Source organism: Pantoea sp. MHSD4, assembly GCF_021043305.1.
GTDB lineage: Bacteria > Pseudomonadota > Gammaproteobacteria > Enterobacterales > Enterobacteriaceae > Pantoea > Pantoea eucalypti.
Genome location: NZ_JAJNDH010000001.1, coordinates 349,829 through 370,444 on the forward strand (window position 1 = coordinate 349,829; position 20,616 = coordinate 370,444).

Here is a 20,616-nt window from a genome sequence, read left to right on the forward strand (position 1 = left end):
TTTCCCTGCCTTTTTTCAAGGGCTTGCTGTTAAAAACGCAGAACAGGACCACCTATAAATGCTGACTGAATCACACAATTAAAAAAATTCCTGTCATTGCCCTCACGTTAATGACGCAGTGGTTTTAAGCCTCAGCGCATCATTTATGGAAACAGTCAGCAATAAATTGACATGAAAAAACAAAGACAAAGCGCATTACCTGACAACAAATTTTCGATTATGTCTAATGTAATAACGATTTAATCATAACCAAATCTGTACATTGAAATTGATTTTTAACATGGTTACGCTAAAAGTTAATCAGTCACAACCTTTACGTTGTGTAAAAGTCTGTACAGCTTAAAACACTCAAAAACTAATAATAATACCGCTGCGTGCCTATTTTATGTGCGTTAGTGACGCGGCTTAGTTTCGCCATTTTTACCTGCGCCAGGTTAAGACACCTTCTTCATCTCAGAAGGTGAAATGATGCGTGAAGACGTTAAGCATAAAATAAATTTATGTTTAAGGATTCAGTATATTAGCTAATCTGGTGTAACAGAGGTTATAAATGGCAGAACTCACACAGAGCCGTGTAGATATCATCTCGCGCGAAAACGGTACACTCCTCTCACAGACCACTGGCGGTTCATCACAGTCCATTAACCTCACCGAACCCAGCGTTGTACGTATCAGCGGCACGCGAGACATGGTGACGCAGTTTGAGCGCCAGGGTAACGATCTGGTGCTGAAAATGCGTGACGGCAGCACAGTACGCTACCAAAAATTCTTTCTTGATGACGCCGATGGTCAGCACAGCGAACTGGTGTTCGATGATGGCGTCAATCCACCGGAACATGCACTTTTCCCGCAGACCGCAGAAGGGGCTGAACTCGCTTCCCGTTCGATCACACCGACCTATGAATCACTCGACAGCGTAGAGCCGCTGCTGCTGGCGGATAACGCCAATACGTCAATGGGCGTCATCACCGCAGGCGGTCTGGGTGTGCTCGGTTTAGCCGGACTGGCAGTGGGCATCGGCGGCGGTGGCGGAGGGGGTGGAGGTAACGGCGGCGGCAACGCCGGTGGCACCGATCCGGGAACACCGGTCACACCCGGGACACCTGCCATCACCCTGAATGCCTTCGCTGGCGATAATGTGCTGGATAATGCGGAAAAAACGACCGATCAGGTGCTGAGCGGCACGACCAGCAATGTCGAAGCCGGTCAGATTGTCACGGTTACGCTGGGCGGACAGACCTACAACACCACAGTCGGCACGGATGGCAGCTGGAGCGTTACGATCCCTGCCGCCGCGCTGGCGGGACTTCCCGCAGGCACCACCACCATCGACGTCAGCGTCAGTAACGCGGTGGGCACAGGCGCTACGGGCAGCCTGCCGGTTACCGTCGCTGCCGCCGATCCCGGTACACCCGCGACACCGGTTATCAGTCTGAATCCCTTTGCCGGCGACAACCTGCTGGATAACAGCGAAAAAACAACGCCACAAACGCTGTCCGGCAGCACCAGTAACGTTGAAGCCGGGCAGGTGGTCACCGTGACACTGGGCGGCCAGAGCTACAGCAGTAGCGTAGCCGCGGACGGAAGCTGGAGTATTACTGTGCCTGTGGATGCGCTGAGCGCGCTGGCCACCGGCAACGCCACCCTCACAGCAACCGTCACTAACCAGGCAGGCACCGCCGCCAGTGGCAGCCTGACCTTTAACGTCGAGCCGCCCCTGACCGAGCCGGGAACGCCGGTTATCACCATCAATCAGTTTGCCGGTGATGATGTCCTCAGCAACAGCGAGAAAGCCACCGATCAGCTGCTGAGCGGCTCCACCAGCAATGTGGAAGCGGGTCAGGTTGTCACCATCACGCTGGGCAATCAGACCTTCAGCGCAGTCGTGGATGCGCAGGGCAACTGGAACGTCACGCTCTCACCTGCGGCGCTGAATGCGCTCAATGCCGGTTCACTTGCGATTTCTGCGGTCGTCACTAATCAGGCTGGCATTGAAGCCAGTGAAAACCGCGCGATCAGCGTCGATACGCCTGTCGTTACGGGTCCGCCTGCGGTCACGGTGGATGAATTTACCGGTGACAACCAGCTGAGCAACGCAGAGAAAACCACCGATCAGACGGTGACCGGCAGCACCAGCAATATCGAACCGGGTCAGGTTGTGACGGTCACGCTGGGCGGTCAGACGTACAGCGGCAGCGTAGATGCGCAGGGCAACTGGAGCATCACGCTACCCTCAGCGGCCCTGAGCGCACTGGCGGCAGGTGAAACGACACTGACGGTTTCGGTCAGCAATACGGCCGGTAACACCGTGACCAGCAGCCTGCCCATCAGCGTGGAAGCGCCGGTGACGCAACCGGGCGAACCGACCGTTACCATCAATGAATTTGCCGGGGATGACATCCTCAGCAACGACGAAAAAGGGACCGCCCAGACGCTTTCTGGCACCACCACCAACGTCGAAGCGGGCCAGACGGTCACGATCACCTTTGGTGGCCAGACTTACGCTGGCATCGTGGATGGCAGTGGTAACTGGAGCGTGACTGTTCCGGCTGGTGCGCTGGGCAACCTGCCTGCGGGATCCAATGTCATCAGCGCCACCGTCAGCAACGTCGATGGTGTGAGCGCAGGCGAAACCCGCGATATCTCGGTTGAGGCACCGGTGACTGAGCCTGGCGTGCCGGCGCTGACCCTGAATGAATTTGCCGGCGATAACGACCTGAGCAACGCCGAGAAAGCGTCCGATCAGCCTGTCAGCGGCACGGTCACCAACGTTGAAGCCGGACAGATCGTCACCGTGACCCTCGGTGGTCAGACCTACAGCGCCAGCGTGCAGGGTGACGGCAGCTGGAGCGTCACCGTGCCATCCGCCGCGCTGAACGCACTGGCAGCAGGCACCACTACCCTGACCGCCTCGGTCAGCAATGCGGCGGGCGACACCGCGACAACTTCGGAGTCGATCACCGTCGAAGCCCCGGCGACGCAGCCGGGTGAAGCCACCGTAACCATCAACGCCTTTGCCGGTGACGATATCCTCAGCAACAGCGAGAAAGCCACCGATCAGCTGCTGAGCGGCACCACCACCAATATTGCTGAGGGCCAGCAGGTCACTATCACCCTGAATGGTGAGACCTTTACCGCCACGGTTGGCGCGGATGGCAACTGGAGCGTCTCGATCCCGGCCAGTTCGCTGGCGGCGCTGGCCGCCGGTAGCACGACCCTGAACGCTACAGTCACCGATACGCTCGGCGCAGCCGTCAGTGAAACCCGTGACTTCCTGGTGGCGTCAGCGGGCACTTCACCGAATGCCCCAACGTTAACCGTCAATGCCTTCGCTGAAGACAACATCCTGAGCAACGATGAGAAGCTGGAGGCTCAGGCGGTCTCAGGCAGCACCACCAACATCGAAGCGGGCCAGATTGTGACCGTAACCCTGGGCGGAGAGCGCTACAGCGGCACGGTCAATCCTGACGGCAGCTGGAATATCGCGATTCCGGCCGATGCACTCGGTGCGCAGGCCGCAGGATCTGCCTCGCTGGTGGTGACGGTCAGCAACGCAGCGGGCACCAGCGTTAGCGACACGCTGGCGATCACCGTCGAGCCACCGGTGACTGAGCCGGGCCAGCCCACCCTCATCATCAATCAGTTCGCCGGTGATGACGTCCTGAGCAACGATGAGAAAACCAGCGACCAGTTGCTGAGCGGCAGCAGTACCAATGTCGAGCCGGGTCAAATCGTCACAGTCACGCTGGGCGACCAGACTTACAGCGCCACGGTCGGCGCGGATGGCAGCTGGAGCCTGAATGTCCCAGCCAGCGCACTGGCAGCACTGGCGGCGGGGAGTGCAACTATCGCGGCCACGGTTTCCAGTCAGGCGGGCATAATCGCCAGCGAAGATCGGGCGATTGTGGTGGATACCCCGGCGCAACCGGAAACGCCGACAGTGGCTATTGCCCTGTTCGCCGGTGACGATCTGGTGGATAACAGCGAAAAAGCCCTGGATCAGACGCTCTCCGGCACCACCAGCAATGTGGAGGCGGGCCAGACGGTCACCATCACCCTGGGCGGTCAGAATTACAGTGCCACGGTCAATCCTGATGGCAGCTGGAGTACACAGATCCCGTCTGCAGCGCTCAGCGCACTGGCAGCGGGCAGCACCGCCATTGCGGTTAGCGTCACGACGGTAGCCGGTGCTGTGGCCACTGACACCCGTGACATTAACGTCGCGCCAGCAGCAGGCGAACCTGGCATCGTCTCAATCAATGAACCGGTCAGCGCGGATGGCTTCCTCAATTTGCAGGAGCTGAGCAGCGATCTGATCATCAGCGGTTCGGCGGTGGGTGTTAATCCAGGCCAGACGGTGCAGCTTAATTTTAACGGCGGTAATTACAGCGCAGTGGTGAGCAGCAATGGCGTCTGGAGCGTCACCGTTCCGGCAAGTGCACTCACCGATATCACCGACGGTGTTAAACAGATTTCAGTGACGACCGTCGATGCCAGCAATACGCTGCTGACCGCCTCCGCTCCGCTGAATGTGGTCGCCTCTACGCTGCCGCAAATCACGCTGAACGAGAGTGCGATCACCGATGGTATTCTCAACCGGACGGAAGCGGGTAGCGATCTGCTGATCGGCGGCAGCACCGGCAAGGCCGTCGCGGGCCAGCAGGTGGAAGTGGAACTTAACGGCAAAACTTACAGTACCACTGTCAATGCCGACGGCAGCTGGAGCCTGCCAGTGCCTGCCAGCGATCTCGCTTTACTGGCGCAGGGCGCTAACAGCCTGATCATTACCGCCATTGACGAGGCGGGCAACCGCGCGGACCAGACGGTGAATTTCAGCGTCGACACGCTGCCACCGACGCTGATTGTGGCTGAGGTCGCAGGTGGCGATGGCATTCTCAACAGCAGTGAAGTGACGGCGGGTGTGCCGGTCAGTGGTTCAGGTGCACTGCCGGGCGAGCGGGTTTCTGTTTCGCTGAACAACCAGAGTTACAGCGCCACAGTCGATGAGCAGGGCAACTGGACGGTTGATTTGCCGCCAGCAGCATTGCAGGCATTGTCTGATGGCAGCAGCTATACGCTGACCGTCACGCTGACCGACGCCAGCGGGAACATCGCCACCCAGACGCAACCGCTGTTAGTCAACACACAACTTCCGGTTGCGGCCGTGACCGCACCGGGCGGTGATGGGGTTCTGACCAACAACGAACTGACTCAGCCGCTGCTGATCAGCGGCACCGGCACCACGGGCGACACCGTAACGGTGGGGTTAAACGGCAAGACCTATAACGCCGTTGTTGATGAAAACGGAACCTGGAGTGCTTCCGTTCCGGTTGCCGATCTGGGCCCGCTGACCAATCAGACTTATCCGGTAACGGTTACGGTGACCGATCCGGCCGGTAACAGCAGCTCGCAGGATACGTCTTTGCGGGTCGCCACGTCCGTACCGGCTCTGACGATCAACGATCTCACTAATGATGGCGCGATCAACAACAGCGATGCGCAGCAGCCATTGATCGTCAGCGGCACTGGCGACGAAGGCGACATCATTCGCGTCACGCTGAATAACGTGACTTACAGCGCCGTGGTGGCGCAGGGTGGCAACTGGAGCGTCAATATTCCTGCCTCTGATCTGGCGAATGTGCCGAATGGCACCCAGACCGTAACGGTGGTGGCGACGGACGCCGATGGCAACACCACACAAACCGGCAGTCCCTTGATTTTCGCCACCACGCCGCCGCTGCTGGAAGTCTCCACGCCGGGCAGCGATGGTTATATCAATATCGCTGAGCACACCCAGGATCTCACTCTCGACGGGCGTGGCGGTGCGCAGGGCGATACGGTCACGGTAACGTTCAATAATGAAACCTACACCGCCACCGTGGATACCAACGGCGCGTGGAGCGTAACGGTTCCCGCCGCGATTGTCAGCCAGCTGGGCGATGAGATCTATCCGATCAACGTTGCCATCAGCGATGCGTATGGCAACACCACCACGCAGTTGACCAGCGTTACCGTGCTGGCGGCCACGTCACCCGCACTGACCATTGATTCCGTGACCAGCGACAACCAGGTCGATAGCGCGGAACAGCTCAGCGACATTCTGGTCACCGGCAATGTCACCGGCGTACCGGCCGGCTCGCCGGTATTATTGACCATTAACGGGCAGTCTTACGACGGTGAGGTACTGGCGAACGGTCGCTGGAGTGTGACGCTGCCCGCCGGATCGCTGGGCGGTTTAGGTGAAAAAACCTTTACCGTAGCGATTACTGATCAGGCCGGTAACCCGGCGCTGCCTGCTGAAGGGCAATTCAGCGTGGTTATCTTACCCGAACCGTCGCTGTCGGTGACCCCGATCAGTGGTGACAATGCGCTGAATGGGCTGGAAGCACAGAGCGATCTCACTGTAAGTGGCGGTTCGGCAAACCTGCCGGCTAACAGTCCGATCAGCGTGACGCTGGAACCCAACGGCACGGTTTACACCACCACAACCGATATAAACGGCAGCTGGACCCTGACGGTGCCCGCTGCTGACCTGGCAAATCTGCCGCAGGGTAACACCACGGTTACCGTCTCTTCGGGTGATGTGCAGATCAATCAGCCGCTGCTGGTGGCGACTACGCCGCTGGCAGACCCGGAAATCAATACGCCTCTCACTGACGGCATTCTCAACACGGATGAAGCCAGCGTGGCGCAGACGCTGACCGGCTCAGTCCAGCCAGGCCAGGCCGTCAGCGTGACCCTGGGCGGCATAAGTTATCCGGCAACGGTCGCAGCAAATGGTGAATGGCGCGTCACGCTGCCGCCAGATGCGCTACAGGCACTGCCGCAGGGCAGTAATCCGCTTACCGTGACGGTAAGCGATGTGGCAGGTAACAGCACCAGCATCAGTGAACCGCTGATTGTTGATACCGGCTTACCCGCGCTGACCGTTAATCCGATTGCCATCGATGGCATTATCAATGCAACTGAAACGACCACGGATTTGAACCTGAGCGGCACCGTTGCGCCCGGCGGCAGCGTCAGCCTTGTACTGAATAACCAGACCTATGAGGCAGTAGTTGCCGCCGACGGCAGCTGGACGGCTACCGTGCCTGCTGCCAGTCTGCAACTGCTGCCAGAGGGTCGTTACGATCTTAACGTGACTGTCACGACTCTGAGCGGCAACGTCGCCACCACGCCATTCCCGGTTACCGTGGATACCACGCCACCCGACTTCAGCTTTGATACGCCTGCTGGCGATGGCGTGCTGAACATTGCAGAACAGGCCAACGGCTTCAGTTTCAGCGGTGCAGGCACTGAAGGCGACAGCGTGAGTGTCACGCTGAATGGCGTCACCTACACAGGCACCGTTGAGGCGGGCGGAAACTGGACGCTGGCTGTGCCGCCAGCGGCACTGGCCGGTCTGACTAACGGCATCAGCTATCCCGTGGTGATCACCGTCACCGACGAGGCGGGGAACAGCAACAGCCAGAACAGTGCGCTGACAGTTGCCACAACGCCGCCTCCGCTGGTGGTCGCACCGATCAGCGGCGACAATGCGCTGAACACAGGTGAACTGGCGGAGCCGCTGGTCGTCAGTGGCAGCGGTCAGAATGGCGATATTGTCACGGTCCAGCTTAATGACCAGATTTACAGCACCACGGTTGGCGTAAATGGACAGTGGACGCTGCAGATCGCCTCTGAAGCGCTAGCAGCACTGCCGTCAGGCAGTAATCTGGTAACGGTGACGGAAACCAGTGCGAACGGTAATCAGAGCAGCCAGGTGATTGATCTGAATGTGGCTACCTCGCCGGAGATACAGCCTGCGCTGACCATAGATAGCAGCACCTTTGCCGGTGATGGCATCGTGACGGCGGCAGAGCAGCTACAGCCGATTACGGTCCGCGGCAGCAGCAGCAATGTTGAAGCGGGCCAGCAGGTCATCATCTCTCTGAATGGCACCGAATACAGTGGCGTGGTCGCGGCCAGTGGCAACTGGAGTATCATTCTGCCTGCAGGTGCACTGGCTGAATTGGGGGAGGGTAATCAGACACTGAACGTCAGTGTGATTAACGTCGTGGGTAATACGGCCAGCAGCCCGCTTAACTTCAGCGTGGACAACACCCTGCCGTCGATTGCGCTGGCACCGATTAGCGACGACAACTACCTCAATGCACAGGAAGTGAATGGCGCCATCGTCGTGAGCGGCAGCACCAGTGGTCTGCCGGACGGCAGCATTGTCACCGTCGTGGCTAATGGGACGCCGGTCAGTGTCACCGTGGCGGCAGAGGGAAGCTGGAGCCTCACCTTACCGGCTGGCACCTTTACCGGCACTGCAGATGGCCCGCAAATCATCACGGTCACCGCCAGCGACGCTAACGGAACAGAGCTTGCGACCAGTGACGCCACGCTGACGGTTGTCGCCAGCGCATTGCCAGTGGCCACTCCCGGTGTGGCATTTAATGATGGCATTCTCAACGGTGAGGAAGCCTCGGCAGGTGGCGTGATCATCGGCAGCACCGGCGTAACCGGTGACGGCCAGACGGTCGTTGTGACGCTGGGCGGCAGTAACTACAGCGGTACGGTGGATGCCACGGGCAACTGGCAGGTCGCGGTTCCGGCCGATATTCTGGCTGCGCTGCCACAGGGCAATGCGCCTTACACCGTGGTTGTCAGTGATGTAGCAGGCAACACCAGCCAGGCGAATGGCAACATTGTGGTGGATACCGTGCCTCCGGTGCTGAACTTCATCACGCCATCCGATGGCATTATCAATGCTGCCGAAAGTCAGCAGCCGCTCACGCTGACCGGCAGCAGCGAAGCAAACGCGCTGATTGTGGCCAGCTTCAACGGCACCACGCTGAGCACCACCGCTGACGTTAATGGCAGCTGGTCGCTGGCATTGCCTGCCACGGTTTACACCGGGCTGGGCAACGGTAGCTATCCACTGACCGTGACCGCCAGCGATGCGGCAGGCAATGCCACCACCACCAGCCGTGACCTGGCGCTGAAAGTGGAACCCGGCACACTGCCAACCCTGACGCTGGATGCGTTTGCCGGTAACAACGTGGTTGATGGCGCGGAACGCCTCACCGATCAGCGTCTCTCGGGCACCACCACCAATGTTGAAGCGGGCCAGCTGGTCACTGTGAACATTGAGGGGACGGTTTACAGCGCCACCGTGCAGGCGAGCGGCGCGTGGAGCCTGACCGTGCCAGCCGGTGCGCTGGCGGCCATTAATGACGGTAGCGCCAGTTTCACTGTGGCGGTCAGCGATGTGGCAGGCAATACCACTAGCCGTGATCTCAACTTTGACGTGAACAGCAACGCCTCTGGCCTGGCGATGGACGCCATCAGCCAGGACAACTACCTGAATGCACAGGAGCTGGGTCAGTCGCTGATCGTGACCGGCACCTCGGTGAATGTGCCTGAGGGCAGTACGGTGACGCTGCTGTTTAACAACATCAGCTATACCGCGCAGGTCTCGGCCACTGGCCGCTGGAGTGCGATCGTGCCGGCTGAGGCACTCACGGCGCTCGCCGATGGGCCTTACACCGTGACCGTCACCGCGACAGACAGCGGCGGGTCGACCCTGAGCAGTGAGGCGACGCTTACGGTACTGGCGACCACTCTGCCGGCACCACAAATCCTCTCTGCCTTTGGCGATGGAGTGCTCAACAGCAGCGAGATCGCCACAGCACAAACCCTGAGCGGCACCACAGGTGTAACAGGTGACGGACAGCGCGTCAGCGTGCAGCTGAATGGCGTCACGTATAACGGTACGGTCGACAGCAACGGCAACTGGCAGATCAACGTGCCTGCTACGGCGCTGGCTGACCTGCCAGAAGATGTTATTAGCTATACCGTCACGGTGCAGGATGCGGCGGGTAACACCGGCAGCACACCGGGCAGCGTAACGGTGGATCTGACGCCACCGACGCTGACCCTGAACGCCGTTGCGGGCGATAACAGCGTTAATATCGCCGAAAGCCTCGCTCCGATTGTCCTCAGCGGCAGCAGCAATGCTGAAGCCGGGCAGCAGGTCACGATTACCCTGAACAATCAGCTCTGGACGACTACCGTTACCCAGGAGGGCGACTGGAGCCTGACACTGCCTGCCGGTTCGCTGGCCGGTATTCAGGCCGGCGCCTACATCCTGACTGTGACAGTCAGTGATGCGGCGGGTAACCCGGTCACGGAAACGCGTGAAATCACCGTGGCAACCGGGGCATTGTCGGTCAGCATAAACACCCCGTTTGGTGATGGTTATCTGAATCTGGCGGAACAGGGTGTCGGCCAGACACTGACCGGCAGCACCGGTGTGCCGGGCGACGGCCAGACCGTCACCGTGACGCTAGGCGGGAATGATTACCCGGCCACGGTGGATGCGCAGGGCAACTGGACGCTGAATTTAACACCTGCGCAGGTGCAGACGCTGGACGAGGGGATCAATACCCTGGTGGTCAATGCCAGCGATGCGGCCGGTAACAGCGGTCTGCTGACCAGCGCCGTCACCGTTGATCTCACACCGCCGGTATTGAGCGTCAACCCCATCGGCGGCGATAACATCATCAATTCCCTGGAGGTACTGGAAGCGGTCGCCATCAGTGGGTCGGCAACGGTGGCGGATGCCGGGCAGACAGTGACGGTCAGTTTCCAGAATGTCGATTACACCACTCTGGTGCTCTCTGACGGCACCTGGCAGGTGACGCTGCCTGCCAGCGTTGTGCAGGGGCTGGCGGACAACACCTACCCGGTTGTTGTCTCAATGACCGATGCAGCGGGCAACCCGGCGGTTGCGGTTCAGACCACACTGACGCGCGATGCTGACAGTCTGAATCTGCCGACCCTGACCCTCGGGACGCTCAGTGAGGATAATTTCCTTAACCAGGCCGAGTCGCAGCAGGATCTGAGCATCGGCGGCACCAGCACCAATCTGGCTGAGGGCCAGCTGGTGGCGGTGACGCTGAACGGCCTGCAGTACAGCGGCACGGTGACCGCGAATGGCAGCTGGGCGGTAACCGTTCCGGCCGCCGCGCTGGGTAATCTGCCGGATGGCGATCAACTGGTGCAGGTGGTGGCAACCGATGCCTCTGGTAACCCGGCCAGTGCCAGTGGCAGTCTGGTTGTGCTGGCCAGCGCGCAGGTTCAGCCGACGCTGACCATGAACGTGGTCGCCGGCGATGATGTGATCAATGCCACCGAGTTCACTGCAGAGGTTGCGGTCAGCGGCAGCAGCACGCTGCTGGCAGCGGGTACTGTCGTAACGGTGTCACTGAGCGGCACGGATTACACGACGACGACTCTGCTTGATGCAAACGGCAACTGGACGGTGAATGTGCCGTCCGCGGCCTTTGCCGATGTGGCGCCAGGCAGCAGCCAGACCTTTACCGTCAGCGCAACGGATGTCGCGGGTAATCCGGCAATCGCCACGAAGGAGGTTGATTTTATTACCACACGTCCTGTGCTGACGGATATCACGGTCAGCGCGGGCGACACCCTTAACCTGTCGGAGTCGCTGCAGAATCTCACCATTAGCGGCACCACCACGGGCGCAATACCTGTGACGGTAACGCTGAATAATGTCAGCTACACCGCCACGGCAGATGCCGACGGAAACTGGACAATTACTGTTCCGACGGCCGACGTGCAACAACTGGCGGATGGCCCCAATGCGGTCACCGTTTCTGTCACTGACGCGGCGGGCAATATCACCACGGACACCACCACCTCACTGGATGTGGCGTTTAACACCCTGCCAGCGCTGACCCTGAACAGACCGTTTGGCGATTCGCTGCTCAGTCTGGCAGAAACCGAAGGCCCGATAACGCTGAGTGGTGACAGTACCAACCTGCCGGAAGGCAGTGTAGTAAACATCGCTGTCGGCGGGCTGACGTTCAGCACCACCACGGATGCCAGCGGCAGCTGGACGCTGAACCTGGCATCGGGTGCGCTCACAGGCCTTGACGATGGACTGACACAGGTGGTGGTCACTGCTGTTGATGCTGCCGGAAATCCGGCGCAGGCCACTGCAGGCGTTGAGATCCTGCAAACCCCACCGGTTTCCGCTGACTTTGCTGTTACGCAGTTCGGCGACAACGTCATTAATATCAGTGAAGCCGCCTCGGTTCAGCAGGTTACCGGCACCTCCACCGTCGTGGCGGGTCAGACGCTGAGCGTCACGGCAGGTGATGACGCTATCCCGTTATCCGTCACGGTCGATGCCAGTGGCAACTGGACGGCCAGCCTGACGCCAGAGGTGATCGCCAGCCTGGGGAGCGGGGAACATACCCTGACCCTCACAACCACGGATCGGGCAGGAAACACGACCGAGGCGACCAAAACATTTATCTCTGCGATTACACCGATTGCTGACCCCTCGCTGGATACACCCTTTATTGATGGGCGGATTAACGCCGCAGAGGCGGCCGCAGGGGGATCGCTTACCGGTGCGGTGAATGTTGATAACGCAGCGGGGGTCACCGTCACGCTCAATGGGACTGTTTATTCCGCAACGCTCAGTCAGGATGGTTCCCGCTGGTCACTGGACCTGCCACCTGCTGTATTGCAGTCACTGCCGGATGGCAACTGGCCGGTGACGGTGACCGTCACCGATGTGAACGGCAACACCGGAAGCTTCGGCGGTACGGTGCTGGTGGCGATTAACTCGCTGCCGGATGTCAGCCTGAATCTGCCGTTTGGTGACGGTGCGCTGAACGCTGCCGAGGCGGGAACGGAACAGATCCTGACGGGTACCACCGGCATTAGCGGTGCCGGTCAGACTGTATCGGTCCTGATCTCCGGCTTCAATAATGATCAGCCGCTGGCTGCAACGGTGCAGACCGACGGCAGCTGGTCTCTGGCCCTGTCGCCAGCGCAGCTGGCCACGTTCACCAGCGGCACTCACACTATTACCGTGACCGCAACCGACATCGCGGGTAACAGCGATAACACGGCGCTGAATGTGGTCACCGAAGTGGCCGTGCCGGTACCCGGCTTTAACCCTGGTGCATTTGGCGGAGATAATCTGCTGAACATCAGTGAAGCGGCGGCAGGCGTGACCCTGACCGGCACCACCGGCAGTGTGGGGGCGAATCAGGCGGTCAGCATCACCGTCGATATTAACGGCAGTCGCTATTCTGGCTCAGTGGATGGCGACGGTAACTGGACCGTGGATATTCCGCCGGATGCCCTGAGTTCACTGGGTAGCGGGCCGCAGACGCTGACGGTCAACGTGGTGGATGCAGCGGGCAATAGCGCATCAGCGCAACTGCCATTCACCGCTGATCTCACCGCGCCACAGCCTGCAGTCAATCCGGAATTCCTCGGCAGCTATGTAAACAGTAGCGATGTTGCCGCGGGCATTACCCTGAGCGGCACCACCGGTGAGGTGGGCGCGAATCAGACGGTGGGGCTCACGCTTGACGGCACGACCTATACCGCAACAGTGGATGCGAATGGCAACTGGACGGTGCCCCTGACTCAGGCGCAGCTTTCAGCACTGCCGGATGCCACCTATCCGGTCAGCGTGACAGCAACCGATGCAGCGGGCAACAGCACCACCATTACCAGTTCGCTGGTGCTCGACAAAACCCCGCCGGTGCTTAGCTTTACCGACTTCACTGGCGACAACGTCGTTAACTACGCCGAGAGCATTCAGCCGCAGATACTCAGCGGCACCACGACCGGCGCAGAAACCGGTTCTGTCGTCACGGTTTCGCTGAATACCACCATCCTTGGCACCGCAATTGTTGACGGTAACGGCAACTGGAGCGTGACGCTGACGCCAGAGCAGATGGCCACCTTTACGCCATCGACCACGCTGACGCTGGCAGTGACCGATCTGGCTGGCAATACCGCAACCGTGCCTGTCTCGCTGACCGTCGATCTGACGCCACCACCAGGCCCGCTGGTAACGCTGGACACAGTCTCGGGCGACAACATTATCAGCACCCAGGATGTGGCGGGTGGGGTAGCGGTAAGTGGTACTTCGGCTAACCTCGGCGCGAACGGGTCAGTGGAGGTGGTGATCAATGGTGTTCCCTACACCACCACGCTGGATGCGTCGGGCAACTGGTCGACCGGGGCCTTGCCCGTCACCGCCTTTGGCAATGCGGACGGCAGCGTCGGCATCACCGTGACGGCCACAGATGGCACAACACCGGTGACGACCAGCGGTAACGTGCTGATCGATCTGACTGCACCAACCCTGTCGATCAATACCTTTGCGGGTGATAACCAGGTTAATGGCAATGAAAGCACCTTAAGCCAGGCGATTACCGGCACCGCCGATATCGCTGAGGCTGGCCGCACGGTCCTTGTGACCTTCAATGGCCAGACCTACAACGCGGTGGTGCAAACCAACGGCACCTGGTCTGCTACCGTTCCTGCCAGCGCAATGCAGGCACTTACCGATGGCACCACGCCAATCACCGCGCAGCTGACGGATGCCGCCGGCAACGTGGGGACGGCTACCCAGACAGTGACGGTCGATACCGCCGCGCCACTGGTACTGGTGGACGCATTCCTCGGCGACAACGTGGTCAACGCCGCAGACCTGGTGCTCGGTCAGGTGCTGACCGGTAGCGCGCAGGGAGCCGAAGGCCAGACCATCAGCCTCTACCTGGGTGATGCCTCGCCGATCGCCACCGCGACGGTGGGGGCTGACGGACGCTGGAGCATCGATCTTGCGCCGAACGTCCTGTCGAGCCTCAATGACGGCGCGCTGGTGTTTGGCGTGCGGGTCAATGACCTTGCAGGCAACCAGACCGACGCCACGCTAACGGTCAATAAAGTGGTCAACAGTGCGCTGACGCTGGTGGTTGATTCGGTGTTCGGCGACGGCACGCTCAGTGCGCTGGATACCACCGTCGCGCAGACGATCTCCGGGACCGCACTCTCCGCGGGCGTCGGTGCCACAGTTTCCGTGGTGCTGGGCGGGACCACGCTCTCTGCCTCAGTGGGTCAGGATGGTAAATGGGCTATCGTGGTGCCACCGTCGGTACTGGGTCTGCTCACGGATGGTCAGCTGGATATTGACGTCACCCTGACGGATGCCGCAGGCAACACCCGCACGGTGGGTGAAACCGCTACGGCGATTGTCGATGCGGTGCCGGTCGTTGGTCCGCTCACCGGCTTGTTTGGCGGCGATAACCTGCTGAACATTGCAGAAGCCGCAGCCGGACAGCTGGTCGGTGGCGTCATCAGCAACGCAGCTGCAGGTTCACAGGTGACTGTGACCTTTGGCAGCAAGACGTACAGTACAACGGTGCAGGCGGGCGGAAGGTGGAGCGTTAACCTGCCGGGCAGCGATCTGACTTCACTGCTGGATGGCAATCTGACGCTGGGCGTCAGTGTCAGGGATGCCGTGGGTAACGTTGCCTCTAACAGCGCCTCAATTGGTATCTTTACCCAGACACCGTCCATTTCGCTGACGTCACTGTTTGGTGATGGGGTACTGAATCTGGCCGATATCGCCACCGGACAGGTGATCAGCGGCGTGGTAAATAACGTTGCGCAGGGCAGTGTGGTCACACTCTCGGTGGGCAACAGCCAGCTCAGCGCTACCGTGGGTGCGGGCGGCGCCTTCAGCACCACGGTAACGCCGGATATTCTGGGCACGCTGGCACAGGGCAACGTGACGGTAGGGGCTTCGGTCACGGATGCAGCGGGCAATACCGCCAGCACCAGCGCCGGTGTCCGCGTCGATACGCTGCTGCCGACCATCACGGTGAATCCGCTGTTCGGCGACGGTCTGCTGAACGTGGCAGATGCGCTGTCGACGCAGATCATCAGCGGCGTCGTGGGCGGTGCGGAAACCGGGTCGCGTGTGGTGGTGTCGGTGGGCGCACAGCAGTTTGTGACGGCAACGGATGCGAATGGCAACTTTACCGTCTCGCTGACGCCTGCGCTGCTGCAGGGGATTGCCGATGGTAACCTGACGGTCGGATTCAGTGTCACCGACAGCGCCGGTAACACCACCAGCACCACTGCCGGGGCGCTGGTGGGTATTCACAATCTGCCGAAAGTGACGCTCAATCCGCTGTTTGGTGACGGCGTGCTTAACCTGGCGGAATCGCTGGTCACGCAGACTATCAGCGGCACCGTCTCCGGGCTGGCGGCGGGCAGCAGCGTCAGGCTGGCGATTGGCAGTACCAACGTCACCGCGCAGGTCAACGCCGACGGTACGTTCTCTACTGCCATCTCGCCAGCGGTGCTCTCGACGCTGCTTAACGGTAACTTCACCGTCAGTGCGTCGGTCACCGACACGGTCGGTAACGTCAGCAGCACCAGCGCGGGCGTCTCCCTGGGACTGGTCCAGCCAACCCTGACAGTGAATACGGTGTTTGGCGACGGTGTGCTGAGCGCCCTGGATCTGGCTTCCAGCCAGACCCTGAGCGGGACCTCCAGCCTTTCAGCGGGTTCTGTCGTCAGCGCCACACTGAATGGCCAGACCTATACCACCAAAGTAGTGAGTGGCGGCAACTGGAGCATCAGCGTGCCAAAAGCGGACCTTGCCTTGATCACTGACGGCATTAAAACCGTGACGGTCACTGGCACCGATGCCTACGGAAATGTGGTGAACAGCAGTGGAACGCTGAACGCCATCAGCCAGTCGACGCCAGTGGTCGCCATTACCTCACTGTTTGGAGACGGTGCGTTGAGCGCGGTGGATGTAAAAACCGCACAGACTATCTCAGGTACCGCCAGCAATGCTGAGGGATCGGTGGTGCGGGTGACGCTGGGTGGGCAGACATACAGCACTACCGTGAGCAGCAATGGCAACTGGAGTCTCTCTGTTCCGGCAGCTAACCTCGCCGCCATTGCAGATGGACTACAGACTGTCACCGCCAGCGTCATCAACGGTGCAGGTACCAGTGGTTCCACTTCGGCGTCGCTGGGTGTGGTGAGTCACACCACGCCGACGGTCAGCGTGAACAGCTTCTTTGGTGGCGATGGCTACCTCAACATCTCAGAGGCCAATGCCCCTGAGACCATCAGAGGAACCAGCACTAACGCGGCGGGTGGCACGGTAACGGTGAACGTGGCGGGCAACATCCTCACCACCACCATCGGTGCGAACGGCGCATGGAGCATCAGCGTGCCATCAGCGACGCTGAAAGGCATTCCGGACGGCAGCCATCCGCTGACCGTGACGGTGGCGGATATTGGTGGCAACACCGCGACCAGTACCAGCAGCTTTACCGCGTTGTCGCATAATCAGCCGCTGGTGGGTGTTGATCCTGTACTCAGCATTGTGGGTTCTCTGCTCAGCGGTCTGGTGGTGCAGGGCGGATCGCTGAATGCCGCGCAGGGCTCAAAAGTCAGCGTAACTTTGCTTCTGGCCAACGGCAACAACGGTCCGACGCTGAACACCACAACCGATGCGCTGGGGCGTTATGCGGTTAACTTCTCACCGTCACTGCTGTCAGTGGGTGGCCTGCTGCTGTCGCTGAGTACGCTGGCAAAAGTTTCGATTACCGACGCAGCCGGTAACAGTTACACCACCACAAACACGCTGTTGCTGGGTGCTGTGCTGCCGGTCACGCTGGCGGCATCCGAGTCGCTTGCGCTGTTCTCAATAGCGGATGACAGCGCCACGGTCGCCAGTGCCAGCACGGAAACGCAGCACAATACGAGCACCAGCAGCGACGATAACAGCGCCCATGTCGCAGTGACCTCGACGCTGATTACCGAAGCGGATACCGTAACGCCGGTCAGCAGTGAAACCGCCACAGCGAGTGACACCGCGGTGGCAGCGGCACCGGCAGAGGAGGCGGGCTATACCATCGGCGGCGTAGTGATTACGCTGGCTGATGGCACGACGGCAGAAGGGGCGTCGGTTACCGGCAGCAGCGGCGCGGATACCGTGACGGTCAGTGACCTTAACTTTACCCATATTGATGGCGGCGCAGGCACGGATACACTTGTGCTTAACGGTGAGTACCTCAGTCTGGACCTCACCGCGCTGGGCCTGAAAGTTGAACACATTGAAGTGCTCGATTTGGGTAAAACCGGCACCAACTCCGTGAAACTCGATCTCAATGAGGCACTCAATATTACGGACAAACAGAGTGACGATTTGATCATCAAAGGCGCGGATGGCAGTCAGGTCACCCTGGCGAACAGCAACGGCGGTATCTGGGAAGTGACTGGCGAGCGCACGGTAGAGGGCAGAGTCTTTGAGATCTACCACAACTCGGCGCTGACCAGTGAGAACACCCTGGGTGATGTGCTGGTGCAGCAGAATCTGCAGGTTCATGTGGTGTAGCAATAATAACGTCGGTCAGGCTGATCGGAGAAGCGGGTGCGAAAGCACCCGCTTTTTTATTTAGTCACGTGATAATTTATTTTCCAGATAATCGCCAATATTCATTAGCAGAATGAAAGATTAGGGTAGGTGCAACAAACGGCGTCACGCCGTGAATCATTATTCTGTCTCCCTTTGTCGCTTTATCAGCGTCCTCTTTCTCCATCCCTGTTACCTGCGGGTAACCAGTTCCGACCAGCGGAAACGGGCAGCATCAGCTGACCCACCACCTGTCGACAGCCTTAACGTCCGGTTTATCCGGGCGTTTTAGTCTGCGTTTCTGTTCTGAACTGAGGTTACCTATGTCAACACGTGATACGTTTCGTTCTGTCCGGCTTGAATCCATTTTCCAGACGGCAGTCAGCGACTTTGCCGTTACCGACAGCACGCTGCCAGCCATCGTGCCACTTCCCCTGCAAAGCCTGAGCCTTCCGGTGGCTACGCAAAGCCTGAACCTGCCAATCAGCACTTTCTCCACGGAATCGCTGCATAGCAGCCCGGTTAATGACAATACGCTGTCCACGGTGAAAAGTTCATCTCCCCCGGCACTACGGCCTTACGAACCCATCGCCATGGACGGCGTTATCGCCAGCTGGGAAGCGCATAAGCCAGTACATCTGCGGGGGCGTGCTGAAGGTGAAGCGGGTTCAACAGTGACACTGACTTTTAACGACCAGAGCTGGCACAGTACGGTCAATAAGTGGGGCTACTGGAACGCCTCTATGCCCGCTGAGGCGCTAAAAGGGGTGCCGGATGGCAATCACAGCCTGCAACTGATCCTCACCAATAAAGCGGGCCACAGTACCACTACCGACGTCGATTTTGGTCTCTATGCTGATCGCACCATCAAACCGACACTGACTATGGATACGGTTAGTGGTGACAACGCGGTGAGTATTGCCGAGAGCATTTATGGTGTTGAGATTAGCGGCAGCGCAACACACCTGCCGGTGGGGTCGGTGCTGAAACTAACGCTGGGCACGCAAACCACCACCGCGCACATGGAAAGTGACGGCAAATGGTACGGTTCTTTTGCTGAAAGTGATTTAACCGCGCTGCCGGATGGCGTTTACAGCCTCAACGTCACGGCGACCGATCCCAACGGAAAAACGGCAACTGACTCTCACGATTTGACGCTGATCACTCATCAGAGCAGCCTGCCACAGATAACCTTCGATAAGATTACTGCGGACGATGTGATTAACCTTGCGGAAAGCCAGCAGGATCTGCTGCTGAGCGGCATGCTGACCACCGTCATGCCGGGCCATCAGCTGGTTATCAGCGGCGCCAACGGAAAAGATTATAACGCCACCCTGGGCCAGGAAGGACACTGGCAGGTGATCATCCCGGCAGCGGAGGTGAACGCCTTTATCAGCGCCGTGGAAATCCGTGCCTGGTCCATTGATGGGGCAAAAAACTACACCGACGTCACCCATGAACTGAATATCCATACGGATTTACAGCAGGTCTACACCGAAATGGATATCGGTGGTGACATGATCCTCAACTATCAGGAAGCGCAGCACGATCTGAGCTTCTATATTGAGGGCTGCAGAACACTGGAAATCAATGGGATAACCTACCAGCCTGACGCAAAAGGCATGGTCACGATGACCTCCGGCGAGCTTATGGCGCTGCCGGATGGTCCGGTCACCGCCACTTTCCATCGCCAGGATGACTATGGCAACAGCGATACCCAAAGCTGGGACACGCTATTTACCGTTGCCGTACATCAGCGGCCAACCCTGACGCTGTACATCGCCTTTGGCGACAACAAAATCGATGCTGCCGATGTGAACAGCTGGCATCTGATTCAGGGCAGTTCCAGCAATCTGCAACCGGGGAGCCAGGTGGAATTAACGCTGGGCGATCAGCATTACAGCGCCAGTGTCAAAGCGGATGGTGGCTGGTCCCTGACCATTCTGGCCGGACAACTGGCTCCACTGGATGAGGGGGAATATCCGATGACGGTCAGCGCCAAAGACAGCGCCGGTAATATCGCGACGGCCAGCCAGACGGTGCAGGTGGCATCGCATACCGAAACGGCGAGCCTGACAGAGGGGCAGACGCTGGATCAGCTGCTGGAAACCGTTAGTCAGACTCAGCAGGCAGAGACCGGGCATGTGGCACAGGCATCTGTTGCTGTCCTCCCTCAGGAGAGCCATCTCTTCTCAGATGTGCCTTATACGCTTGCCGATCACCTGTTGCAGCATCCGGCAGCACAGCCGATAGTGTGACGCTAAATCATTAGTAAAAGTACTGACTTCCGGGCAGGTCTGTTAAGCCTGTCTGGAGTGCTCAGGCGTGGCTGGGTGGTTAATTTTCAT

At 59.4% G+C, this 20,616-nt stretch carries 2 protein-coding genes; both read left to right on the forward strand.

What is annotated here, in order from left to right:
- The first annotated feature begins 550 nt into the window (after positions 1–550).
- The gene (locus LQK91_RS01675) at positions 551–18,250 is read left to right on the forward strand and encodes an Ig-like domain-containing protein (RefSeq protein ID WP_105098960.1); all 17,700 of its coding nucleotides are present in this window, start codon (positions 551–553) and stop codon (positions 18,248–18,250) included.
- 341 nt (positions 18,251–18,591) lie between these two features.
- Positions 18,592–20,526 carry an Ig-like domain-containing protein gene (locus LQK91_RS01680; protein WP_105098961.1) on the forward strand — a complete coding sequence of 645 codons (1,935 nt, stop codon included), beginning with the start codon at positions 18,592–18,594 and terminating at the stop codon, positions 20,524–20,526.
- Positions 20,527–20,616 lie beyond the last annotated feature (90 nt).